General features: G+C 44.6%; 15 protein-coding genes and 1 tRNA gene. 1 reads left to right on the top strand and 15 read right to left on the bottom strand.

The features are described from left to right. Positions 1–314: 314 nt before the first annotated feature. From EPO18_RS05270 to EPO18_RS05210, 13 genes are all read right to left on the bottom strand, one after another. Positions 315–390: transfer RNA gene (locus EPO18_RS05270), tRNA-Thr, on the bottom strand. A gap of 37 nt (positions 391–427) precedes the next feature. Continuing rightward, a complete protein-coding gene (gene ald / locus EPO18_RS05265; RefSeq protein WP_292431516.1) occupies positions 428–1537 on the bottom strand; it encodes an alanine dehydrogenase in 1110 nt (369 codons plus the stop codon). Next, complete coding sequence (glk, locus tag EPO18_RS05260) at positions 1534–2526, bottom strand: glucokinase (protein ID WP_292431514.1); 993 nt, start codon at positions 2524–2526, stop codon at positions 1534–1536. The genes ald and glk overlap by 4 nt, the downstream gene beginning before the upstream one ends. Beyond that, on the bottom strand, positions 2523–2984 hold the full coding sequence (locus tag EPO18_RS05255) for a DUF411 domain-containing protein (protein WP_292431510.1): 462 nt from the start codon (positions 2982–2984) through the stop codon (positions 2523–2525). The genes glk and EPO18_RS05255 overlap by 4 nt, the downstream gene beginning before the upstream one ends. Positions 2985–3368: 384 nt before the next feature. Continuing rightward, positions 3369–4436 (bottom strand): uroporphyrinogen decarboxylase, encoded by a 1068-nt coding sequence (hemE, locus tag EPO18_RS05250; RefSeq protein WP_292431508.1) that lies wholly within the window; start codon positions 4434–4436, stop codon positions 3369–3371. A 72-nt stretch (positions 4437–4508) separates the two neighbouring features. Further along, a complete protein-coding gene (locus EPO18_RS05245; RefSeq protein ID WP_363331480.1) occupies positions 4509–6146 on the bottom strand; it encodes an AAA family ATPase in 1638 nt (545 codons plus the stop codon). A 79-nt stretch (positions 6147–6225) separates the two neighbouring features. Continuing rightward, positions 6226–7308 (bottom strand): 3-dehydroquinate synthase, encoded by a 1083-nt coding sequence (aroB, locus tag EPO18_RS05240; protein ID WP_292431502.1) that lies wholly within the window; start codon positions 7306–7308, stop codon positions 6226–6228. A gap of 94 nt (positions 7309–7402) precedes the next feature. Further along, positions 7403–7927, bottom strand: coding sequence for a shikimate kinase AroK (gene aroK / locus EPO18_RS05235; protein WP_292431500.1), 525 nt, complete (start codon positions 7925–7927; stop codon positions 7403–7405). A gap of 72 nt (positions 7928–7999) precedes the next feature. Then, positions 8000–10357 (bottom strand): type IV pilus secretin PilQ, encoded by a 2358-nt coding sequence (pilQ, locus tag EPO18_RS05230; RefSeq protein ID WP_292431497.1) that lies wholly within the window; start codon positions 10355–10357, stop codon positions 8000–8002. Positions 10358–10373: 16 nt separating this feature from the next. Continuing rightward, the gene (locus tag EPO18_RS05225; RefSeq protein WP_292431494.1) at positions 10374–10982 is read right to left on the bottom strand and encodes a pilus assembly protein PilP; all 609 of its coding nucleotides are present in this window, start codon (positions 10980–10982) and stop codon (positions 10374–10376) included. After that, complete coding sequence (locus EPO18_RS05220) at positions 10982–11599, bottom strand: type IV pilus inner membrane component PilO (protein ID WP_292431491.1); 618 nt, start codon at positions 11597–11599, stop codon at positions 10982–10984. Before EPO18_RS05220 ends, EPO18_RS05225 begins: the two co-directional genes overlap by 1 nt. Then, a complete protein-coding gene (locus tag EPO18_RS05215) occupies positions 11599–12171 on the bottom strand; it encodes a PilN domain-containing protein (protein WP_292431490.1) in 573 nt (190 codons plus the stop codon). The genes EPO18_RS05220 and EPO18_RS05215 overlap by 1 nt, the downstream gene beginning before the upstream one ends. Next, positions 12171–13232 carry a pilus assembly protein PilM gene (locus EPO18_RS05210; protein WP_292431487.1) on the bottom strand — a complete coding sequence of 354 codons (1062 nt, stop codon included), beginning with the start codon at positions 13230–13232 and terminating at the stop codon, positions 12171–12173. Before EPO18_RS05210 ends, EPO18_RS05215 begins: the two co-directional genes overlap by 1 nt. 307 nt (positions 13233–13539) lie before the next feature. Here EPO18_RS05210 and EPO18_RS05205 point away from each other — a divergent pair, with 307 nt between their 5' ends. After that, complete coding sequence (locus EPO18_RS05205; protein ID WP_292431484.1) at positions 13540–15840, top strand: penicillin-binding protein 1A; 2301 nt, start codon at positions 13540–13542, stop codon at positions 15838–15840. A 108-nt stretch (positions 15841–15948) separates the two neighbouring features. On the opposite strand, the gene secA is transcribed toward EPO18_RS05205, so the two are convergent. Continuing rightward, positions 15949–18672, bottom strand: a complete 2724-nt coding sequence (gene secA, locus EPO18_RS05200) for a preprotein translocase subunit SecA (protein WP_292431480.1) — start codon at positions 18670–18672, stop codon at positions 15949–15951. A 301-nt stretch (positions 18673–18973) separates the two neighbouring features. Then, positions 18974–20134: an XrtB/PEP-CTERM-associated polysaccharide biosynthesis outer membrane protein EpsL gene (gene epsL / locus EPO18_RS05195; protein ID WP_292431477.1), complete on the bottom strand. Its 1161-nt coding sequence runs from the start codon at positions 20132–20134 to the stop codon at positions 18974–18976. Positions 20135–20731 lie beyond the last annotated feature (597 nt).

Below are 20731 nucleotides of genomic sequence, written 5' to 3'. Positions count from 1 at the left end.
TCGCTATTGACCCCGTGGTTGATCCCATTATTACCGTACTTAATGTCCAGGCCAATTGCGCATTAGCCGTAACGCTATCGGAGACGGATACAACATCGAAGAGTCTTGTTGCTCAAACCTGACAAAGAAAGCATGGAGATAGACTTACAATGCTTAAAATTAAGCATACCATTCCCTATTTGATCAACCTTGCTACGAATATGCCGCAAATCTAAATTATCAATGTTTTCAGACACTTTTAAATCTTAAAGTGGCCAATTTATAGACAAATCATTTTGCGATCGCTAAAGAATTTTTATGTATCTTTAGTCCTATGGAGCCAATGACGGGAGTCGAACCCGTGACCTACTGATTACGAATCAGTTGCTCTACCAACTGAGCTACATCGGCCTTGGCGCTTATCGTACCTTAAACTGCCATTGCAAAACTATTTAAAATTGGCTATTGGCTGATAGTTGTCCAGCATGCCCAGCCCTTCGGCTACGGCTTTGCAGGTGATTTTGCCCTCGTAAGTGTTAATCGCTTTGACCAGCGTTTTATCGGTTATTAAAGACGCTTTCCCAGCATCGGCTATTCTAAGGACATAGGGTAATGTCGCATCGGACAAGGCAATGGTTGATGTTCTGGGATACGCTCCAGGCATGTTGGTCACACAATAATGGATGACGCCGTGTTTGATGAATACAGGATTAGTGTGCGAGGTCGGCTTTGAGGTCTCCATGCAGCCGCCTTGGTCTATGCTAACGTCAACAACAACCGAGCCTTTAGCCATCGACTTTATCATTTCTTCAGTAATTATTTTAGGCGCTTTGGCGCCATGAATGAGCACGGCTCCGACGACCAAATCGGCATCTTTTATATATTTGCCTATATTTTCAGGGCTCGATAAAAAGAACTCCGCTTCAGGTAATAATGTGTTTTTGATTTTCTGCATATTCGCTGGATCGATGCCTGAGATAAATACATTGGCTCCCATCCCCATGGCTACTTGAGCGGCATGCTGACCCACCACGCCGTCGCCAATGATCACGACCTTACCATGCCTCTTGCCTAGTACTTTGCCTAGCTGCACTCCACTGCCCTGATTGAATTCGGCAAGGTAGTAACTTCCCATTAGGGTCGCCATGTTACCTGCAATAGCGCTCATTGGAGCAAGCAGGGGTAAGCGCCCCTGTTCATCTTCCAGCGTTTCGTAAGCTATCGCTGTTGTGCCTTTTTTTAACAGTTCTTGCGTCAAGCTGGGCGTTACACCCGCCAGATGAAAAAAAGTGAAAATTATCTGCTGTTCCAAATATTGATATTCGGACTCCAACGGTTCTTTTACTTTGACAACTAGATCGACAGCCCAGGCAGCAGCAGTGGAAACCATCTGCGCACCCACCTGTTGATATTGCTCGTTGCTAAAGCCCGAGCCTAATCCGGCATCAACCTCAATAAAAACTTGATGCCCTTGTTGAATTAGAAAATGCGCGCCGTCAGGTGTGATTGCAACCCGGCCTTCCTGGTCTTTTGTTTCTTTGGGGACACCAATTCTCATTGCGTTAACCTGACGTTCTTTGCATAGCTTAATGCTCCCAACAAGGCGACTTCGGGATTGATGCAGACTTTAACCGATATTCTCTGCAAGACCGGCCTACAGCGGCCTTTTGTTAAAAAGCCGCGCATGAATTCGCCTTGCTGCAGCACGGGCAGGATTTTTGCGCCTATGCCTCCGGCCAAATATACGCCGCCGTAAGGCAGACACTTGAGCGCCAAGTTTCCTGATTCAGCGCCATAGAGCCTGCAAAACATGTTTAACGCTTCAACGCATAGCGCATCGTTACCGGCAACGCCTGCTTCGCCGATGACGGCGGCATGGTCCCGCTCTGCCATTTGCTGTTCGGTTTCCGGGCTGGCTGGCGCATAGCCGATTTGTTTGAGAAATTGATAGATATTGACCAAGCCTTCACCGGATATCAATCGTTCACAGCTGATATGTTCAGGGTATTTTTCCAACATGTGCCTGAGCAAGGCTATTTCATGCTCATTAGTCGGAGCAAAATCCGCATGCCCGCCTTCACTGGCGAGAACATGGTAAGAATCGCCATCCCATGCAATGATTGCCTCACCCAAGCCGGTTCCGGCTGCAACTACGGCAATGTTGCCTTGCTGGTATTGGGCATCGGGATTTAATTCTACAAAGTTATGCTCCGGCAAATCGAGCAAGCCCCATGCCGTGGCCTCCAGGTCATTCAACAGCCAGACATTTTGGCTATTGACGCGCTCGCCGATTTCTTTACTGCTGAGCACCCACGGCAAGTTAGTGGTTTCGCAACGTCCATCTACAACGATGCCCGCTACGCCAATGCAAACTGCCGTTATCATGGGGCAATCGGCATCCGTCAAAAATGAGGTAAGTAGTTCGGTAAAGGTTGGATAGTGCGCACTGGAAAACTGCTCTTTCCTTAGACACTTAACATCTCCATTCTCGGTTTCAAATAGCGCCAGGATGGTTTTTGTTCCGCCTACGTCACCAGCCAGAATCATTGTGTGCCTTCGTAACTGTTAAATACTTTGGTATGTTTTTTATGATCGAAACTGACCACTTTATACGGGTCTTTTTTATCGCCCATTTCCATACCGGGACTGCCATTAACCATGCCGGGAACCGCCAAGCCGACAACTTTAGGCTTGGTTTTTAAAAGTGTTTTAATATCGTTGGCAGGCACATGGCCTTCTATGGCATAACCATCGACGATGGCTGTGTGACAGGAAGCTAGTTCTTTGGTGATGCCGTATTTATCTTTTATAGCTTGTACATTATCGGTAACGATGTCTTTTACATTGAAGTTGTTTTCTTTTAAATGCGCCACCCACTTGCCGCAACACATGCAGGTCGGGCTTCTATGAACGACGATGTCAATCGGCTTGCCTGAGCTCTCGGCTTTAACGCCCGAATTGACAACGAACAGACCAATTGCCAACAAAACTTTCATTATTTTCATGATTGCAACTCCTTTATTAGTTAATTGTAACTATTCAACAACTAGAAAAATAGCACGCAGATGACACGGATTTGACTGATAAGCACGGATCAATTGGAGCTTCACCAAAGCCATGTTCTGACAACTCATTGCAACGGGTGTGCAAGCTTCGCCTCGGCAACTGCTCCCTGCGTCGCCTAAAGCGCCTTACTTTTAGTGCTTACGCTTGCAGGCAAAGCCTGCACTCCATTCGTACTTAAACAATGTTTAGCCTTTCATAAAGATGTTGCCGATAACAAGTCAAGGCACTTTAAATTAATATATACGGAACTGGTTTTTGACTTTTAAAATCCGTTTAAATTCGTCCAATCAGCGTCATCCGTGTTCTATTGGTTTTTTATCTGCTTAAGCCTGATGATAAGCCCGGCTGTGCTCATGCACGGCATCAACCATCGCCTTAACATGATCGGGGTTCATATCTGGCAAAATACCGTGGCCCAAATTGAACACATGGCCGGAGCCCGAACCGTATTTATGCAAAATGGTTTTTACTTTTTCGGTAATAACTTCAGGTCTGGCGTAAAGCGAAACCGGATCCATATTGCCTTGCAAGGCAACCTTTTGACCCACTCTGGCACGAGCTTGCTGTATATCGGTCTGCCAATCCAGTCCCAACGCATCATAGCCTGAATCGGCCATGGCTTCCAGCCAAAGCCCACCGCCTTTAGTGAACAGGATGGTTGGGATCTGCTGCCCATCGATATTTGTTTTAAGCAGTGCCCTGACCTGCTTGGCATAGTATAAGGAAAATTCGGCATAATCTTCAGTCGTTAACATACCGCCCCAGGTATCGAACAACATGACCGCCTGAGCGCCCGCTTCAATCTGGGCATTCAAATAGGCTGCAACCGATTGCGCCAGTTTATCTAACATGATATGCATCAACTTGGGCTGCTCATACATCATGCCTTTAACTTTTTGGAAGCTCTTGCTGCTGCCGCCTTCGACCATATAGGTCGCCAAGGTCCAAGGGCTTCCTGAAAAGCCGATCAGGGGAACACTGCCTTGCAGGTTTTTTCTTATCAGCCGGACTGCGTCCACTACGTAACGCAAATCAGTTTCAGGATCAGGAATAGGCAATTTATTCACATCCGCCGATGTTCTTACCGGATGGGTAAATTTAGGGCCTTCGCCTTCGGTAAAATAAAGCCCTAAACCCATCGCATCGGGAACGGTCAAAATGTCCGAAAACAAAATGGCCGCATCAAAATCAAAACGACGTAAGGGCTGTAAGGTGACTTCGCAAGCCAACTCAGGGTTGGTGCATAGTTCTAAGAAACTGCCCGCCTGCTCCCTGACTTTTCTGTATTCCGGCAAATACCGCCCCGCTTGACGCATCATCCAAATCGGCGTGTAGTCCACAGGTTGTTTTAACAGTGCTCTGATAAAAGTATCGTTTTTTAATACGGTCATGAATTTGATTATTAAGGTTTAAAATTTTATGGTGTTAGCTTATAGGCGACAATCCGGCCACCCCTGTGTGTACTACCTTTGCGTTTTCGAGTTTATTTTTCTTACCAGTGCTTTGTGGAATTCAAAAGGTAAGGACTGTCTGGCTCTATTGGCTGAAGCGGCGTCGGGATATGAACCATACTCTAAAATAAACTTCTCTTTGCCATTGGCGAACGTATTAATGACTCTAATATCCGGTCCCATAGCAGGATATTTTTTGAGCATGTCGTCAGTTGATGATTGTTTTGATAAAACCATAAGCTGCAGGGTGAAGCTGTTTGTTGGCGATGCCCACGATCCATCAGACTCTACTTGTTGAGGCGCAGCCGCTTCTAAAACTGGCTGTTCAGGAACTGGCGCAACTTCTACGGGCTTTTGCGGTAGCTGGATTGTTTCCAAAGCATTGAACATAACAGGCTCTACATTGTTAACCGTTTTACTGATCTCCGCCTGTTTCGGTTCTTCTTGTCTGGCTACTACAGGCGGCTCGGCAATTTTCTGCTGCGCAACAACAGATAGCCCATTGTCTGGCTTCGGAGCAATGGCACTGGCAGGCGCAGATTGGACTTTATTTTCCAATTTTTCAGAGTTGGGCTGCTCAACATTATTAACCGTTTTGGATATCTCCAGCTGTCTCGGCTTTTCTGGCGATGCTTCCGCCAGCGGTTCGGCAATTTTTTGCTGTACGGCACCAGCTTGCTTATTGTCCTGCTTCTGAGCAGTTTCCATCGCACTCACCGGTTCAGGTGTTGCTATGGAATTAACAGACTGCTGATCATCGACCGGAGGAGGCTTTAACGCTTCATTCCCCTCACTTGCCGGTAGTGATTGCTGTTGCGGAATAACCGGCTGAGCAGGCGGCAGCGGCAGCACTATCTGGGACTCCGGCCGTTGCGGAATAGCTTCGATATTGCTTGCTTTCTTTTGTTCATTAGGCGTTATTTCTTCTTTACTATTGTTCGATAATGTTAGCAACTGAACACCAATTGCTATAGCAATCGCTGCTGCAATAGCAAGAACAAGTATCCATTTCAGTTTTCCACTTTGCTTGGCAGAGGACAAACCGGATATTTCGGCGATAATTCTTCCCGGAACGCCATGCGTTTCACGATAGATGTGCGCTACCATATTTTCGTCGATGGCTTTAAACGACAGGTTCGCATAGGGCTTTGTTGACAGATGCTGTAAAAAATCACCGCACTGTTTTTCAAACAAGGGGGGAATTTCAATGATATGGCAATCATCAACAGCACGATCCGATCCGCGTTTCACCTGCAATTCGTCATGCGTTAAAGCGAAGATCAACCTTAAAACGGGGTTTGCCGCTGCATATTGAATGATTGCCGTGGCTAAGCCGGGCACTAATTCTCCGGCATTATCAACAATTACTATTATTTGTTTATGTTGGTTTTCGTATTGCTTAAAAGCCATAGATAGCGACTTAACCGGCGCATCAGTCTTATCCTGCTTTATGCACTGAGCTAATTGGTCATAAATCGCTTCAAAACTTAAGTCGGCATGACCTTGTATAAGACAATACCGCCATGATTCAGTCTTGCGCGCCTGCAGAACGTTAAGCAAAGTCGTTTTGCCGATGCCTTCCGGACCGCAAACGACAAGTGCTTGTGTCAGGTTTGAAAGCAGATGAATCAATAAATCAAGCTTCTGCATTCGCTCTTTTGTTATCAAGGAATTAGCCGCTGTATTTGTCTGCCCAGCGAATTGCCGTTTCACATGATAAGTAAAAGTATCATCTTCTACCATAGGTTTTAAGCGTCATCTCCAATAGTTCTCGATCTACGTCAACGGGCAATGTCGCGATGCCGATTTTTTGTAACAGAATCAGCCTGATTTGACCGTCTACATTCTTTTTGTCTACTGCCATTAATTCCAGAAACCGGTCTGAATCAATTTGTTCCGGCGGTTGTACGGGCAGTTTGGCTTTTATAAATAGTGCAATAATTCTTGCGACATCTTCCTCGCTTAGCCAGCCTTTTCTTCTGGAAAGATCGGCAGCTTGGCAGGTACCAATGGCTACTGCCTCACCATGAAGATATGTACCGTAACCGGCGCCGGTTTCTATCGCGTGGCCAAAAGTATGGCCTAAGTTTAACGTCGCCCTGATACCGGTTTCGGTTTCGTCTTCGGAGACAATTTCAGCTTTATTAATGCATGAGCGCTCTATAGCGTAAGCCAATGCTTGCTTATCTCTGGCTAATAGCGCGTCAATACTGTCTTCCAGCCACTCAAAAAATCCAGCATCCCTGATCAGGCCGTACTTAATCACTTCAGCCAGACCAGCTGATAATTGGCGGTCATCCAGTGTGTCTAAAACATTGGCGTCGGCAATAACGCATTGCGGTTGATAAAAGGCGCCAATCATGTTTTTGCCCAACGGATGATTAACCCCGGTTTTGCCCCCTACCGAAGAATCGACCTGCGCCAGCAATGTGGTGGGTATTTGCAAAAAAGCAATGCCCCTCTGATAACAAGCCGCAGCAAAACCGCCCATATCGCCAATAACACCGCCACCTAGAGCAATCAACGTGGCGTTACGGCTAAATTTGCAAGCCAATAGCTTATCAAAAATTTGAATTACAAATTCTAAAGTCTTGAACTGTTCGCCATCGGGCAGTATTACTGTTTCGACGCTATAGCCTTGCAAATTTTTTAGAACATTATCCAGATACAGGGGAGCAATGGTCTCATTGGTAACCACAACAACCTGTTTGGATTTTATATGATTGATGAACAGCTCAGACCGGCTCAATAAATCAGAGCCTATATAGATCGGGTAACTACGGTCACCTAATTCAACCAGTAATTTTTTCATATTTATTAAGTTTTGGTGCTTGTAGATCAGGTTAGCGTAGCGTGAACCGGCAATCTCTGCCGCAAAGAGTCAGGTTACGCTACGCTAACCCGACCTACCGATTAACCGAGTTATATTCTTCTAAAATGCGACTGACTACTTCCTTGCTTTGCATAATGCCTGTATCAATTTTAAAGTCGGCGCATGATAAATACAGCGGCTCACGCTGTGCGAATAGAGTTTCTATTCTCTCTCTAGGATTGTCCGTTTTCAGTAATGGGCGTTGCGTATCTCTGCGCGTCCGCTCCAAAATTCTTTCCACCGAACATTGTAGATATACAATAAAACCATTTTCCTTCAACATTTTGCGATTTTCTTCACGTAAAATAGCACCGCCGCCGGTAGCCAGTACGATACCATCCATTTGCGTCAATTGCTGAATCATTTTCTGCTCCCTGTCCCTGAACCCTTCTTCTCCCTCAAACTCGAATATGGTCGGAATATCTACGCCAGTTCTTTCCTCAATTGCCTTGTCACTGTCATAAAAAGGCAATTTAAGCGCTCTGGCCAACTGCCGTCCTATCGTAGTTTTTCCTGCACCCATGAGGCCAACTAAATATATATTCTCTGATCGCGTCATGACCTGCCTTATATGGGGTAAACCATTAAAAAAGGGGGCATTATGCCCCCTTTTCGCTCCAAGTAGAAGTAATCAATCGCTGGCCATATTATCTTTCATTATTTTTGGTGTGACAAAAATCAACAATTCCCGCTTCTCTTTCTGAGCTGTTGAATTTGTAAATAAAAACCCTATGCCGGGTATATCGGCAAAAAACGGAATTTTATTCTTGCCATATGTTTCAGTACCTTCATAAACCCCACCTAAAACGACCGTCTCCCCATCCTCGACAAGAACCGATGTTTTAATCTGTCTTTTATCAATGCCGGGATTACCTGATACAGGGTTACTTGTTGTATTCGCATTGTCCTTCTTAACCAATAGATTCATAACAACCGATCCACTGGGGGTAATCTGCGGAGTTGCATCTAACTCAAGAACCGCATCAATATAAGTGGTCGTTGCAGGCTGATTTGCCGAAGGAGGCGTAGTAACCGGAATTTGCACACCTTGAGTCATTACCGCTGTACAGCGATCCATAGTCATAACTCTAGGGTTCGATACTATTTCACCCTTCCCTTCAGTTTGTAATGCTTGCAGCTCAAGATTCAACACATAATCGGCTCCTCTAGCGAGAGTCATTCCTAAAGCGCCTGGCGGGGTAGAAGTTAACGCTGCCGCACCCAAATCAACCAGCAAATCGGTTGGTTTTCTCATCCCTGCTACAGTAGTAGGGTCTGCACCGGCATCTCCAGGAACCTGAGTTCCACCTACAGCAAATGTCTTACCAGAACCAACAGCCGCCTCTTTTGCCGCACCAAACTTAACTCCTAAGGTTTCAATGAAATTATCATTTGCAATAACAACCCGCGCCTCAACCATCACCTGCCGCACAGGGACATCAAGCTTACGTATCAGTTTCTTTACTTCATCCAGCCGTTTTGTCGTTTCGCGCACAATCAAAGTATTGGTTCTGGCATCGACAATGGCCGACCCACGGGGCGAAAGCAAGCCAAACTTGTCATTATTCGCCCCTGAGCCGTTTGCCCCTGCCCCTTGATTTGATTGCCCTGCAGCTGAAGAACCTCCAGCACCAGCACCAGCAGCGGAAGCTGACGATGAGCCGCCGGATGAAGCAGCTCCAGTGGTACCGGTCACCCCGCAACTGCCAAAGGCACCGGTATCAAAACCATTCAATAGATTTCTAAAGTTCTCAGCCTTAGCGTAATTGATTTTAATATATTCAGTCACCAGCGGGTCTAATTGTTCAACGACTTTATCTGTTTCCTGTTGTTTCTTCTTGTACTCCTTAATTTTGTCCAACGGTGAAATCAACGTGACATTGCCGGTCTCATACTTACCCAGATCCTTGGTCATCATAATAAAGTCCAATGCTTCATCCCAGGGCACATCGTCCAGCTTTAAAGTAATCGTACCTGTTACATCATCACCGGCGACCACATTCTGTCCGGTAAACTCGGCCAAAATCGCAATAACGCTCCTTATTTCAATTTCCTGAAAATTTAAAGATAATCTGTCACCGGTATATTTAGTGCGCGATTTATCCAGAGCATCTTTCTCTTCATTGCTTAAAGGACGAAACTCAACTGTCAATAACCCGTCTGCTTGAAATACGGAATAATCGTAGAGTTCATTCTGCATTGCGACTGTAATGGTAGTTTGCTGTCCGGACGAGGCCGTATCAATAAACTTAACGGGCGTTGCAAACTCGGAAACATCCAGCCTTTTAGCCAAGCTTTCAGGCAAACTGGTGTTCAAAAAGCTTATAATGACTTTTCCCCCTTCTTTTTTGGAGTTAACGATAGTATTGGGATTTGCGAGGGAAACCAATATGCGCCCTTCGCCTTTATCGCCGCGTTTAAAGTCAAAGCCGCTAATATTTTGTGCGGGTATTAATGCTGCAACCACTGCATTAGTTGATTTTGTTGCAACGGGCGGTGCAGATTTTGTAATAGCCGGTTTCAATTGAGCAGGCATCACTGCTTTTGCTTGAGTCAAGGTCAACAGCACTTTATTGCCGACCACCTTAGTTTCAAAAGGTGTCGCCTCAATCAGATTAACAACGACACGAACCCTGCCGGCTGCTTCTACCACATAGATACTGCTCGCTGTTCCCTGATTTATAGGGTACATTTTTTTTGCCAAGGCACTTTTCACACCGGGAAAGTCAAGAGCAATACGTGCGGGATTATCTGTTTTAAATATTTTGGGTGTAACGGCAGCCCCCGTCATTTCCATTTCAATTTGGAGCTTATCTCCGGCCTGTGTCGCGAAGTCTATACCCGATAACGCCAGCTCATCGGCTCTAACAGATGCAATTTGAAATATAAATAAAAATAGACCTAAGCCAATGCGCATGCATAATGATCTCCACGTATTATCTAGTACCCTGTGGGTGTTAGCCATAATGCCGCCTTGTTTATTATTCATTTTTTTATCCTCAAAATTACTCTGTCAACGCTATCGAAACTGGTTGTTCACGCCATGTTCCCGGTTTGTCAGGGACTATTTCCATCAATTCAATTTTATCGCTGACTATCCGTATGATTTTTCCGTAATTTTTGCCCATATAGTTCCCAACCTTGACGCGATAAATTGTACCGTCGCTCGCTTTTACCAATCCCCATAAACTCGACTTCATATTTACAGTACCCACCATTCTTAGCCCATCCAAAGGAAACGCTTCCAGTTCTTCTTTGCGCCGTGTGGTATCCGGTTTTATGCCACTACCCTTTGAAGCATCTACATCCTCGGCCTGTTCAGGCTGCTCCAGTGGTTTAAATGGGTCGCGCAGTCCTTCAGGTTTAAACATAAAAGGCTCAATCACCTTGATTTCAGGCAAGGGTTTAATAGGTTCTTTAGGTCTGGCCTTAACTTCCGAAATATAGCGATTTAAATCCGAAAAATCATCGCTGCAACCTGTTAATAAAGTTGTAACAACTAAGCAAGTTATGACAGCTAGAGATGGTGAAAGTGTCGCAATCTGCAGGAAACCAGTGTGACGCTGTAACCCCGTCCGCGTAATACTGGGCGCCGGTAATTTACGGTATTCCATTACTTTTGCCCCCTTTTCTTTTTAGCTGTGGTAGTTACGGTTCCATCATCACCTTCGTTATAGGTCTTTACCATTGCAGTCATCTTCATTTCCCCTTCCTTACCTTCGGGAATAATGTTTACGTCGTGTACGGTAACAATTCTGGGCAACGAAGCTAAACCACTTACAAACAAACCCAGCTCTTCATATTTCCCAACAACCTCAATACTGATTGGCAGCTCCGAGTAAAAATCTTTACGAACCGGCGCTCCGGGTTTAAATAACCTGAACTCCAAACCGCTCGCCAATCCTGTCTGAGAAATATCAATTAACAGGCTTGCAACTTCTTCTTTGGTAGGCATTTGACGAATCATATCTTCCAGCTGTGTTTCAATTTGCGCCAACTGTTCCTGATAATCCGGAAGATTGATTGATTTCTTTTGTTTCGTCTCAAATGACTGTTTTAATTCCAGTTCTTTCTTCTCGGAAGCATCAAGCGCCGCTAACTGGTCGAGTGTGTCATAGTAAACACCAGCGCCGAAAACCATAGCGCATATCACTGAAATTGTTGCTACTTTAATGGGTAATGGCCAAGTCCCTGCCTCATTAGGATCCCAATTAATTTCTGACAGATTCATTATTTCCCTCCAGCCGCAGCTTGTGCATTTTGATTACCTTGTTTGGCATGCAGAGTGAAATCACTTAACTTCTCAGGAGTAACTTTGCTTGTTGACTGAATGACATTAAGTGTCGGTGCTTTCAGCCAGGAGGAGGCTTCGATAGCTCTCATGAAGGCGGAAACGCGGGCATTGGATTGTGACTTGCCCTCAAAAGTCAGTTCCGCACCCGCTTGAGTAAATTTCGATAGAAAAACCCCGTCAGGCGTAACTTTGGGAAGTTCATCAAATAAATGCACAATCTCCGGACGGCTTTCCTGCAATTTCTGAATCAGTTCTATCTTGGTTAGCAACTTACTTTTTTGCTCCTCAATCGTTTTAATTTGCTCAATTTTTTTATCCAATAACGCTATTTCGTCCTGTATTATTTTGTTTCTTTGTTCCTGATACGCCTTTAATCCTTCAATATACATATGAACTCCGGCAAAAATAATCGCTGTAAACAAAACAGCCACACCAATTGCATTTATAAAATCCTGCTTTTTTTGCGCCCGCAGTTCTTCACGCCAGGGAAGTAAATTGATTTTTGCCATTAGTCAAAGCTCCTCAATGCTAACCCGCATGCAATCATCATTGCCGAAGCATCGTTGCTTAAAGACTGAGGTTTTACCTTATTGGATAAAGCCATATTGATAAAAGGATTGGCTATAGCAGTAGGCACGCCTATAGTTTGCTGAACCAATTTATCGATGCCCGGTATCGATGCACAGCCGCCAGCAAGAATAAGATTATCGATATGTCTATTCGCGCTTGAGGAAACAAAAAACTGTATCGATCGCTGAATTTGCTGAACCATTGCTCTCTTAAACGGCTCAAGCACATCGACTGTATAGTTATCCGGCAGTCCGCCCAATTTTTTTGCCAAGCCGGCCTCTTCGTAAGTTAATCCGTAGCGGCGCTGAATCTCTTCAGTCAGCTGTTTGCCGCCAAAGCCTTGTTCCCTTGTATATACGGTATGAGAATTATATAAAACACTTAAAGAAGTCATGGTTGCCCCAATATCCACGATAGCAACTGTTTGGCCTTCTACCGCATCAGGCAATTGGTCAATCAACAAAGCGAATGCATTTTCAATTGCAAAGGCCTCAACATCGACAATTTTGGCCTTTAAGCCCGCCTTTGCCAGCACTTCAATACGATCCTCAATAATTTCTTTTCTTGACGCAGCCAGAAGCACATTGACCATTTCAGGGTTATTTTCATTTTCGCCCTGCACTTCAAAATCAAAATTAACCTCATCAAGCGAATAAGGCACATACTGGTCCGCCTCAACCATGATTTGCTCTTCCATTTCATCATCGGTTAATGACGCCGGCATCGGTATAACTTTAGTCATCACTGAAGAGCCTGCAACAGCCACAGACGCTTGCTTTAGCTTTGTCCCCGATTGTTTTAACGCAATTTTTATGGCATCGGCTATTACATCAATGTTCGCTATATTCTTGTCAATCACAGCGTCTTGCGGCAAAGGCGCTACCGCGTAACTCTCAACCCGATAACGAGCACCAACCTTACTCAATTCGAGTAATTTTATAGCCGCAGTACTGATATCAATACCAAGAACAGCGCTCTGTTTCTGACTAAACCAACTCATGGACTAACCCTTGAAAAACTTGATGAATTTTTGATTGATCAGTTGCAATAGATCTTTCGACAATAACTCCTGCATCGCCTAAAGTATCTGCTTTTGGTGCTCTATCTCCTGCACTTATACAGTCGCCAACCACAGTCAACCATTACAAAAACTTATTTACTGGCGAAAGTATAGTAGTCTTTTTTATTTTGATGCTTAAAATGTTCAATTTATTTGTTCGACCTGTTGCTTTTTCTCCAACAAAAACATTGTTGAGAACGATTCATCTATATTTTTATGATTTCCATATCGTTTCCCAGGATCACTTGTGGTTAGAATTTTAAAATGGTTTGCTTTTTTTTTTACGGCCATAACTTTGGGCACAGCAATCTTCGGCTATTTTTTATACAACAAGCTTTCAGCCGACCTACCTGATATTAAGACCCTGCATAATGTTCAATACCAGACACCTTTAACTATTTACAGTAAAGATAGCCTGCTAATTGCTCAATTTGGCGAAAAAAAATGTACACCGGTTAATATAGAAGAAGTCCCCCAACAACTCATTAATGCCTTCATTGCCGCTGAAGATGACAGTTTTTATGAACACACTGGCGTCGACTTTAAAGGCCTGCTTCGTGCCGGGCTGCAACTTGCATTAACCGGCAAGAAAAAACAGGGCGGCAGTACTATCACCATGCAGGTTACCCGCAACTTCCTGCTTAGCAGCGAAAAAACTTACACCCGTAAGTTAAAAGAAATTATGTTGGCGTTAAAAATAGAGCACGAATACCCGAAAAATAAAATTATGGAACTCTATTTAAACCAGATTTTCATGGGACATAGAGCCTATGGCATTTCTGCAGCCGCTCAGGTTTATTACGGAAAACCCTTAACCGAGCTGAGCTTGGCCGAGCACGCGATGATTGCCGGTTTGCCAAAAGCACCTTCTATATATAATCCAATTACTAATGAGAAACGGGCAATTGAAAGACGTAATTATGTCTTGCACCGCATGCTTGAGCTTAACCACATTACTCAGCAGGACTATGAGGATGCATCCCGGCAACCCTCTACTGCAAAGCTGCAATCGGTCACACCTGAGATTTCAGCGCTTTATTTAGCTGAAATGGTGCGGCAGAAACTTTTCGAACTCTACGGCGAGCAAGCTTATACCTCCGGATTCAAGGTCTATACAACAATAAATGGGATACTACAAACAACTGCAAATCAGGCGCTTACCGATACCTTGCATGCCTACGATGAGCGCCACGGATACCGTCACTCACGTATTAACAAAACCAACGATTTCAACGAGCCCCCCATCATCGGCGATACATTGCCCGCCACTGTTCTACAGGTAAAAAACAATCTCGCAACGGCCCTCCTTCAAGACCGCACTGTTATTGAAATACCATCGGAAAATATTAAATGGACCGGCAGCTCTATCGGAACCCTGCTAAAAACCGGCGATATTATTCGTGTTCGTCAACTGCCGAATAATACCTGGGCTTTAACGCAAGTACCCGAAGTTGAAGGGGCGTTTGTTTCATTAAATCCTGCCAATGGCGCCATTTTAGCGTTAACGGGCGGTTTCGACTTTTTTCGCAACAAATATAATCGAGCGACCCAATCAAAAAGACAGCCGGGATCAGGCTTTAAGCCCATCATTTACACGACTGCTCTGGAGCAAGGCTATACCCCCGCCAGTCTTATTAACGATGCACCGATCGTCATAGACATTCCAGGCCAGGAAAACGAGTGGCGACCGGAGAATTACAACAAAAAATTCTACGGACCAACCAGCATCAGGTCGGCTATAACTCACTCAAGAAATATTATTTCCATTCGCTTATTGAAGGAAATGGGCATTGAAAAAGCCGTTGCAACAGCACTACGCTTTGGTTTTACCGAAGATCAAATACCAAAGACCCTCTCTTTGGCATTGGGTAGCGGCTATGCTTCCCCGCTGCAAATGGCACAAGTTTATGCCACATTTGCCAACGGCGGCTTCCTCGTCAAACCCTATTTTATTGAACGTATTGAATCCAACGAAGGCGAAATTATTTATCAAGCCAAGCCTAAAATTGCCTGCCCTACCTGCGATAGTACTGAGGAATTAAAACGCAACTACGCACCCCGAATTATTACGCCGCAAATTTGTTTTCTTATGAATTCATTATTAAGGGATGTTGTGCAACACGGCACAGCGACAGGTGCAAAAATATTAGGTAGACAAGATCTTGCCGGAAAAACAGGAACCACAAACGAACACCGGGACGCCTGGTTCAATGGATATACTCAATCCAATGTCGCCTCCGCATGGATCGGGTTTGATGACTTTGCGCCGCTTGGAGATTCTGAAACGGGGGGCGTAGCTGCATTGCCGATGTGGATAGAGTTTATGCGGATAGCCTTGAAAGACATCCCGGAAGCACCTCTTGAAATGCCTGAAGGAATAGTCAAAGCGTTTATAAACCCTGAGACCGGTCTTTTAGAATCGGCCTCAAATAAAAGCGGGATATGGGAGTTCTTTCAAGAGGATCGTGTACCAACGAGTTCCACATCCGATAATTCGGCGAATGATTTCGACAGACCTGACGAAAAACCTACAGAAAACCTATTTTAAGAATTAACTTAGAAGGAACTCTATTAAGACATGAACGTTATCTTCGTGCTTTGTCATGTCTTAATAAAATTATGACATCAAGTCGATATGCAGCGAACTATTTCTAAATTAACTTAACCGTCCATGGCACTGCTTAAACTTCTTGCCTGAACCGCAAGGGCAAGGATCATTACGACCCACTTTATGGCCCTCCCTGACAAACGGCTGTTCTGTAGAAGTAGCAGCTTCCTGTTCAGGCACCTGTAACGATTCCTCATAAGCTTCCAAAGTTGGCGCCTGAGCGTGCTCAAAATGCATTTCTCTGGGCGCTTGCATTTGCTCGTCAATAGCGTGAACGTCTTCTTCCTGTCTGACCTGAACTTTAAACAGAATTCCTATCACTTCATACTTAATATGTTCAAGCAGGTTAGTAAACATTTCAAATGCTTCACGCTTATATTCCTGCTTGGGATCTTTTTGAGCATAACCTCTAAAGTGTATGCCCTGACGCAAATAATCCATCGCCGCCAGATGCTCTTTCCAGCTATTGTCCAACACTTGCAGCATCACTGACTTCTCAAAATGCTGTAACACTTCCTTAGACATCTGTTGTTCTTTGTCTTTATGGTTTTGTTCCAGAATAGCGATAATGCGCTTGCGCAAAGATTCTTCCTGCAGCGAGTGATCTTCAGCCAACATTTTACGCACTGGAATTTCAACGTTAAATTCCTGATGCAAATGTTCTTCTAAGCCTTTAGTATCCCACTGCTCGACCATGGTTTTTGGCGGGATATACTGGGTAATCACATTATTAACCACATCTTCACGTATCGCGGTGATAATGCCGGATATTTCTTCAGCCGCCATTAGCTCATTACGTTGCGCGTAGACAACCTTACGTTGATCGTTGGCGACATCGTCATAAGCTAGAATTTCTTTACGGACATCGAAGTTGCGGCTTTCAACCTTGCGCTGGGCGCTTTCGATAGAGCGGGTTACCCAAGGATGTTCAATGGCTTCACCATTGCCCATACCTAACTTCTGCATTAAGCCTGCAACACGATCCGATGCAAAAATACGCATCAAATCATCTTGCAACGATAAGTAGAAACGAGTTGAACCCGGATCGCCCTGACGACCTGAACGTCCTCTTAACTGATTATCGATACGACGCGATTCATGCCGCTCCGAACCAATAACATGTAAACCGCCGGTAGCTATAACTTGCTCGTGTCTATCTAGCCAAACTCCACGGACTTGATCCTTATCGGCCTCACTGGCATCTTCTCCCAGTGCCGCAAGTTCTGCTTCCAGATTACCGCCAAGTACAATATCGGTACCTCGTCCGGCCATATTGGTGGCGATAGTAACCGCTCCCGGCATACCGGCTTGTTCAATAATATGGGCTTCGCGTTCGTGTTGTTTGGCATTAAGCACTTCGTGTTTAATGCCCTGCTTTTGTAACAACGCAGACAGCCGTTCCGAATTTTCAATCGACGTGGTTCCCACCAACACCGGTTGCCCACGGCTAACGCATTCTTTAATATCTTCAGCAACGGCAGTGTATTTCTCGTCGGCAGTCAGGAATACAACGTCGCCCAAATCTCTGCGAATCATGGGCCGATGCGTAGGAATGACCACAACCTCAAGGCCGTAAATCTTGTTCAGCTCGAACGCTTCAGTGTCCGCCGTACCGGTCATGCCGGAAAGTTTTTCAAACAAGCGGAAATAATTCTGGAAAGTGATAGAGGCTAGCGTCTGGTTTTCATTTTGAATAGCAACATGTTCTTTCGCTTCAATCGCTTGATGCAAGCCCTCGGACCAGCGGCGTCCCGGCATAACTCGGCCGGTGAATTCATCGACGATAATCACTTCATTATTGGCGACAATATAATCAACGTCTTTTTTAAATAAAACATGACCACGCAATGACGCATTCAAATAGTGCATCAAGCGAATATTGCTTGCATCATACAAGCTGCTTCCTTCCGCCATTAAGCCATGTTCGACCATTAAATGCTCAACCCGTTCGTGGCCTTCTTCGGTCAGGTATAATTGACGTACTTTTTCATCGACCGAATAATCGCCCGGCCCATTTTCTTTTTCCTGTTTGGTCAGAAAGGGGATGATCTTATTGACTTTGATATATATTTCGGTGCTTTCTTCGGTAGGTCCGGAGATAATCAACGGTGTTCTCGCCTCATCGATAAGGATAGAATCCACCTCATCGACAATAGCAAAAGTTAGGTCGCGCTGGACTTTCTGCTCTAGGCTAAAAGCCATATTGTCGCGCAGATAATCGAAACCGAATTCATTGTTGGTTCCATAAGTAATGTCCGACGCATAAGCTTCTCGCCGTGCGTCGCTTTCCATCTGGCTAATAATCACGCCGGTAGTCAAGCCCAGAAAGCTGTATAGCCTGCCCATCCATTCGGAGTCGCGCTTGGCCAGATAGTCATTAACAGTAACAACATGTACGCCGCGTCCCGGCAGTGCATTCAAATAAGCAGCCAAGGTTGCCATCAGAGTCTTGCCCTCACCGGTTTTCATTTCGGCAATTTTGCCGTCATGAAGTATCATCCCGCCAATCAACTGCACATCGAAATGACGCATACCGAAAACCCTGGTCGACGCTTCCCTGACTGTCGCAAACGCTTCCGGAAGCAGATTGTCCAGTTTTTCACCCTGCGCCAGGCGATTACGAAACTCTTGCGTTTTTGCTTTTAACGCATCGTCAGATAATTTTTCGTAATCAGAAGCCAGAGCATTGATCTTTTTGACCAATGACTTTTTCTTCTTTATCAGCCTGTCATTACGGCTTCCTATAACAAATCTAACCAACTTACCCAGCATGTTTTTTTCCGGTTTGAATTTAGTAAATGATTGAATAAAACTATGGGATTATATACCGACTACTATTTTAGTTACAGTTAAAAACACTCTTTATTTCCTCAACAAAAAGACATTGCTAAATAATCGGCCTAATAATCAAAATCAGGATGTCTGTCGATTATTCCTAAATTTCATATATTGAGAATCTGACACCTAAATACAACAAGGACCGCCCGTTATAGGATCGAGAATTCCTTTATTTTAAGTAGTGGATGATGGCGAAATCAGCATTAGTTTCTGTTATGCCCGCCTCCATAAGCTCTTAAAAAGCCGCCTGTAAATTAAGCCCAGCCGACTCAGTTTCGTAGGATCTTAACGGATTGTTTGAATCGCGCTTTTCGTAGTTCAGGACAGGGCCGATGCTAATGCTTTCCACTGGGTGATACATCAAATTAATACCGATATTGCCAACCTGGTCTTTTTGTTGGTCAAAGCCAACACCAGTACCACCGCCCAGATATTGCTGCTCTTGATAGGATATAGGCAATCTAAGAGCAATTTTTGAGCTAGGCTGCCAAGTAAGGTCAAACCACACGCCCTCGGTTAGTACGAAACTCGCAAACAGGGTGTCGGCCTGGTAGATATCGCGTCTGGCGGACAGCTCCAGCAATGTCTTATCGGTGGCTTGCCAGTTCAGATTAAGATGCGCAACGATGTCGGAAAAATCGCGGACGCCAAAATGATCGTAGCGCTGCTGAGTATAACCTAGAAGCCCACTAACCCGAGTTTTAATACTAGCCTGCCAATCCCAGGTAACTGCATAGTTCATTCGCGTATAAGCGTTATCCTGGGTGCTGCCGGGAGTTAATTGGCGTTCCGGATATTCACCGTCGGTTCCGAGTACCCGTAGCCCCAAAATGCTGCCGGTGGGGCTTAGGTATTGCAGGTTGAGCTCTGCATTGTTTTCAATGTTATTGCTGAATTGCCGACCCGTGCCTTCAATTGTATTCTCTGTCCTAAATAGACCAAACTTGATCTTACCGTTAGGGTGAAACAAATAGCCGGCGTTAACAAAAGAACGTTGGTTGTTTTGCAAGTTGTTTACTAGACTATTTAGTTGGACAAAACTACCCAATACCTGAGCGTTAGAGTAACCGATTTCGCCATCCAGATCGTTTCCTAATTGCCAATTCCATTGAGCCAGTGTGTCCCAGCCGGTGTAATCCAGGCTGGTATAATTTCCAAACCAGTTCTGGTTAACATTGGCTTTAACGATGATATGCTGCCTGCTGATTTTCCAGTCCATGTCAATCCCGGCTGCAACTTGTTTAACAAATTCGCTTTTGTCGCTTTTACCGCTAACCAGCACTGGATCGACGTTGTCCGACAGCCGTAAAAAATTGCTGTCGTATAACAGGCTGGAAGCAACGTAGGGTCTGATGGTATCGTCTGGCGATGCCATAGCATAGCTTTTGGTTGGCATGCAGCCTATCAGCATTATGAAACACGATAATAAGTAACGGTTTCTTGTCGCATTATTTCTGCGGCTATAGGGCTGCATGTAGTCCAAATATAACGGCGCCATTATCTACACACTACAGGTAATGAGCACTTAAAACACTGGACATTTATCAGATCTCCGCCCTTGATGACTTGATTGCTTCGCTGATCATGACCACTACCTAAGGAAACATTCCCTCCAAAAAATAACTTGTAGCGCCCATCGAAGAAGCTGGCTTTCGTTTCTTCTAATAGATTTTCGGCAAACATTGAAAGTCCTTGGTCATTTTCTGACCTGCTATTAGGTGGCATATGATCAATAAAAATATAATTTTAGCATACAACCAAATTCTTGACATTTTACAAGCAAAATACCCGCTAAAACAATAAGTTAATAACAGTAAATAATGTAATTTCTCATCACTATAAGACATTAAATTTCAATAACTTACAATTTATAAAGCTCAAAGCATACGTATTAATACTAGCATTCCTCATCATTCTTCCGCCTCTGCAACTTTGGTCACATAGGACAATATCAAAATGGGATGAGCAACACCCTGCCCCAAAAAAGCTTATT

Source organism: Methylobacter sp., from assembly GCF_004322395.1.
Taxonomy (GTDB): Bacteria; Pseudomonadota; Gammaproteobacteria; order Methylococcales; family Methylomonadaceae; genus Methylobacter_A.
Note: the sequence above shows the minus strand (reverse complement) of the source record. Positions and strands in the feature narration are given on the sequence as shown.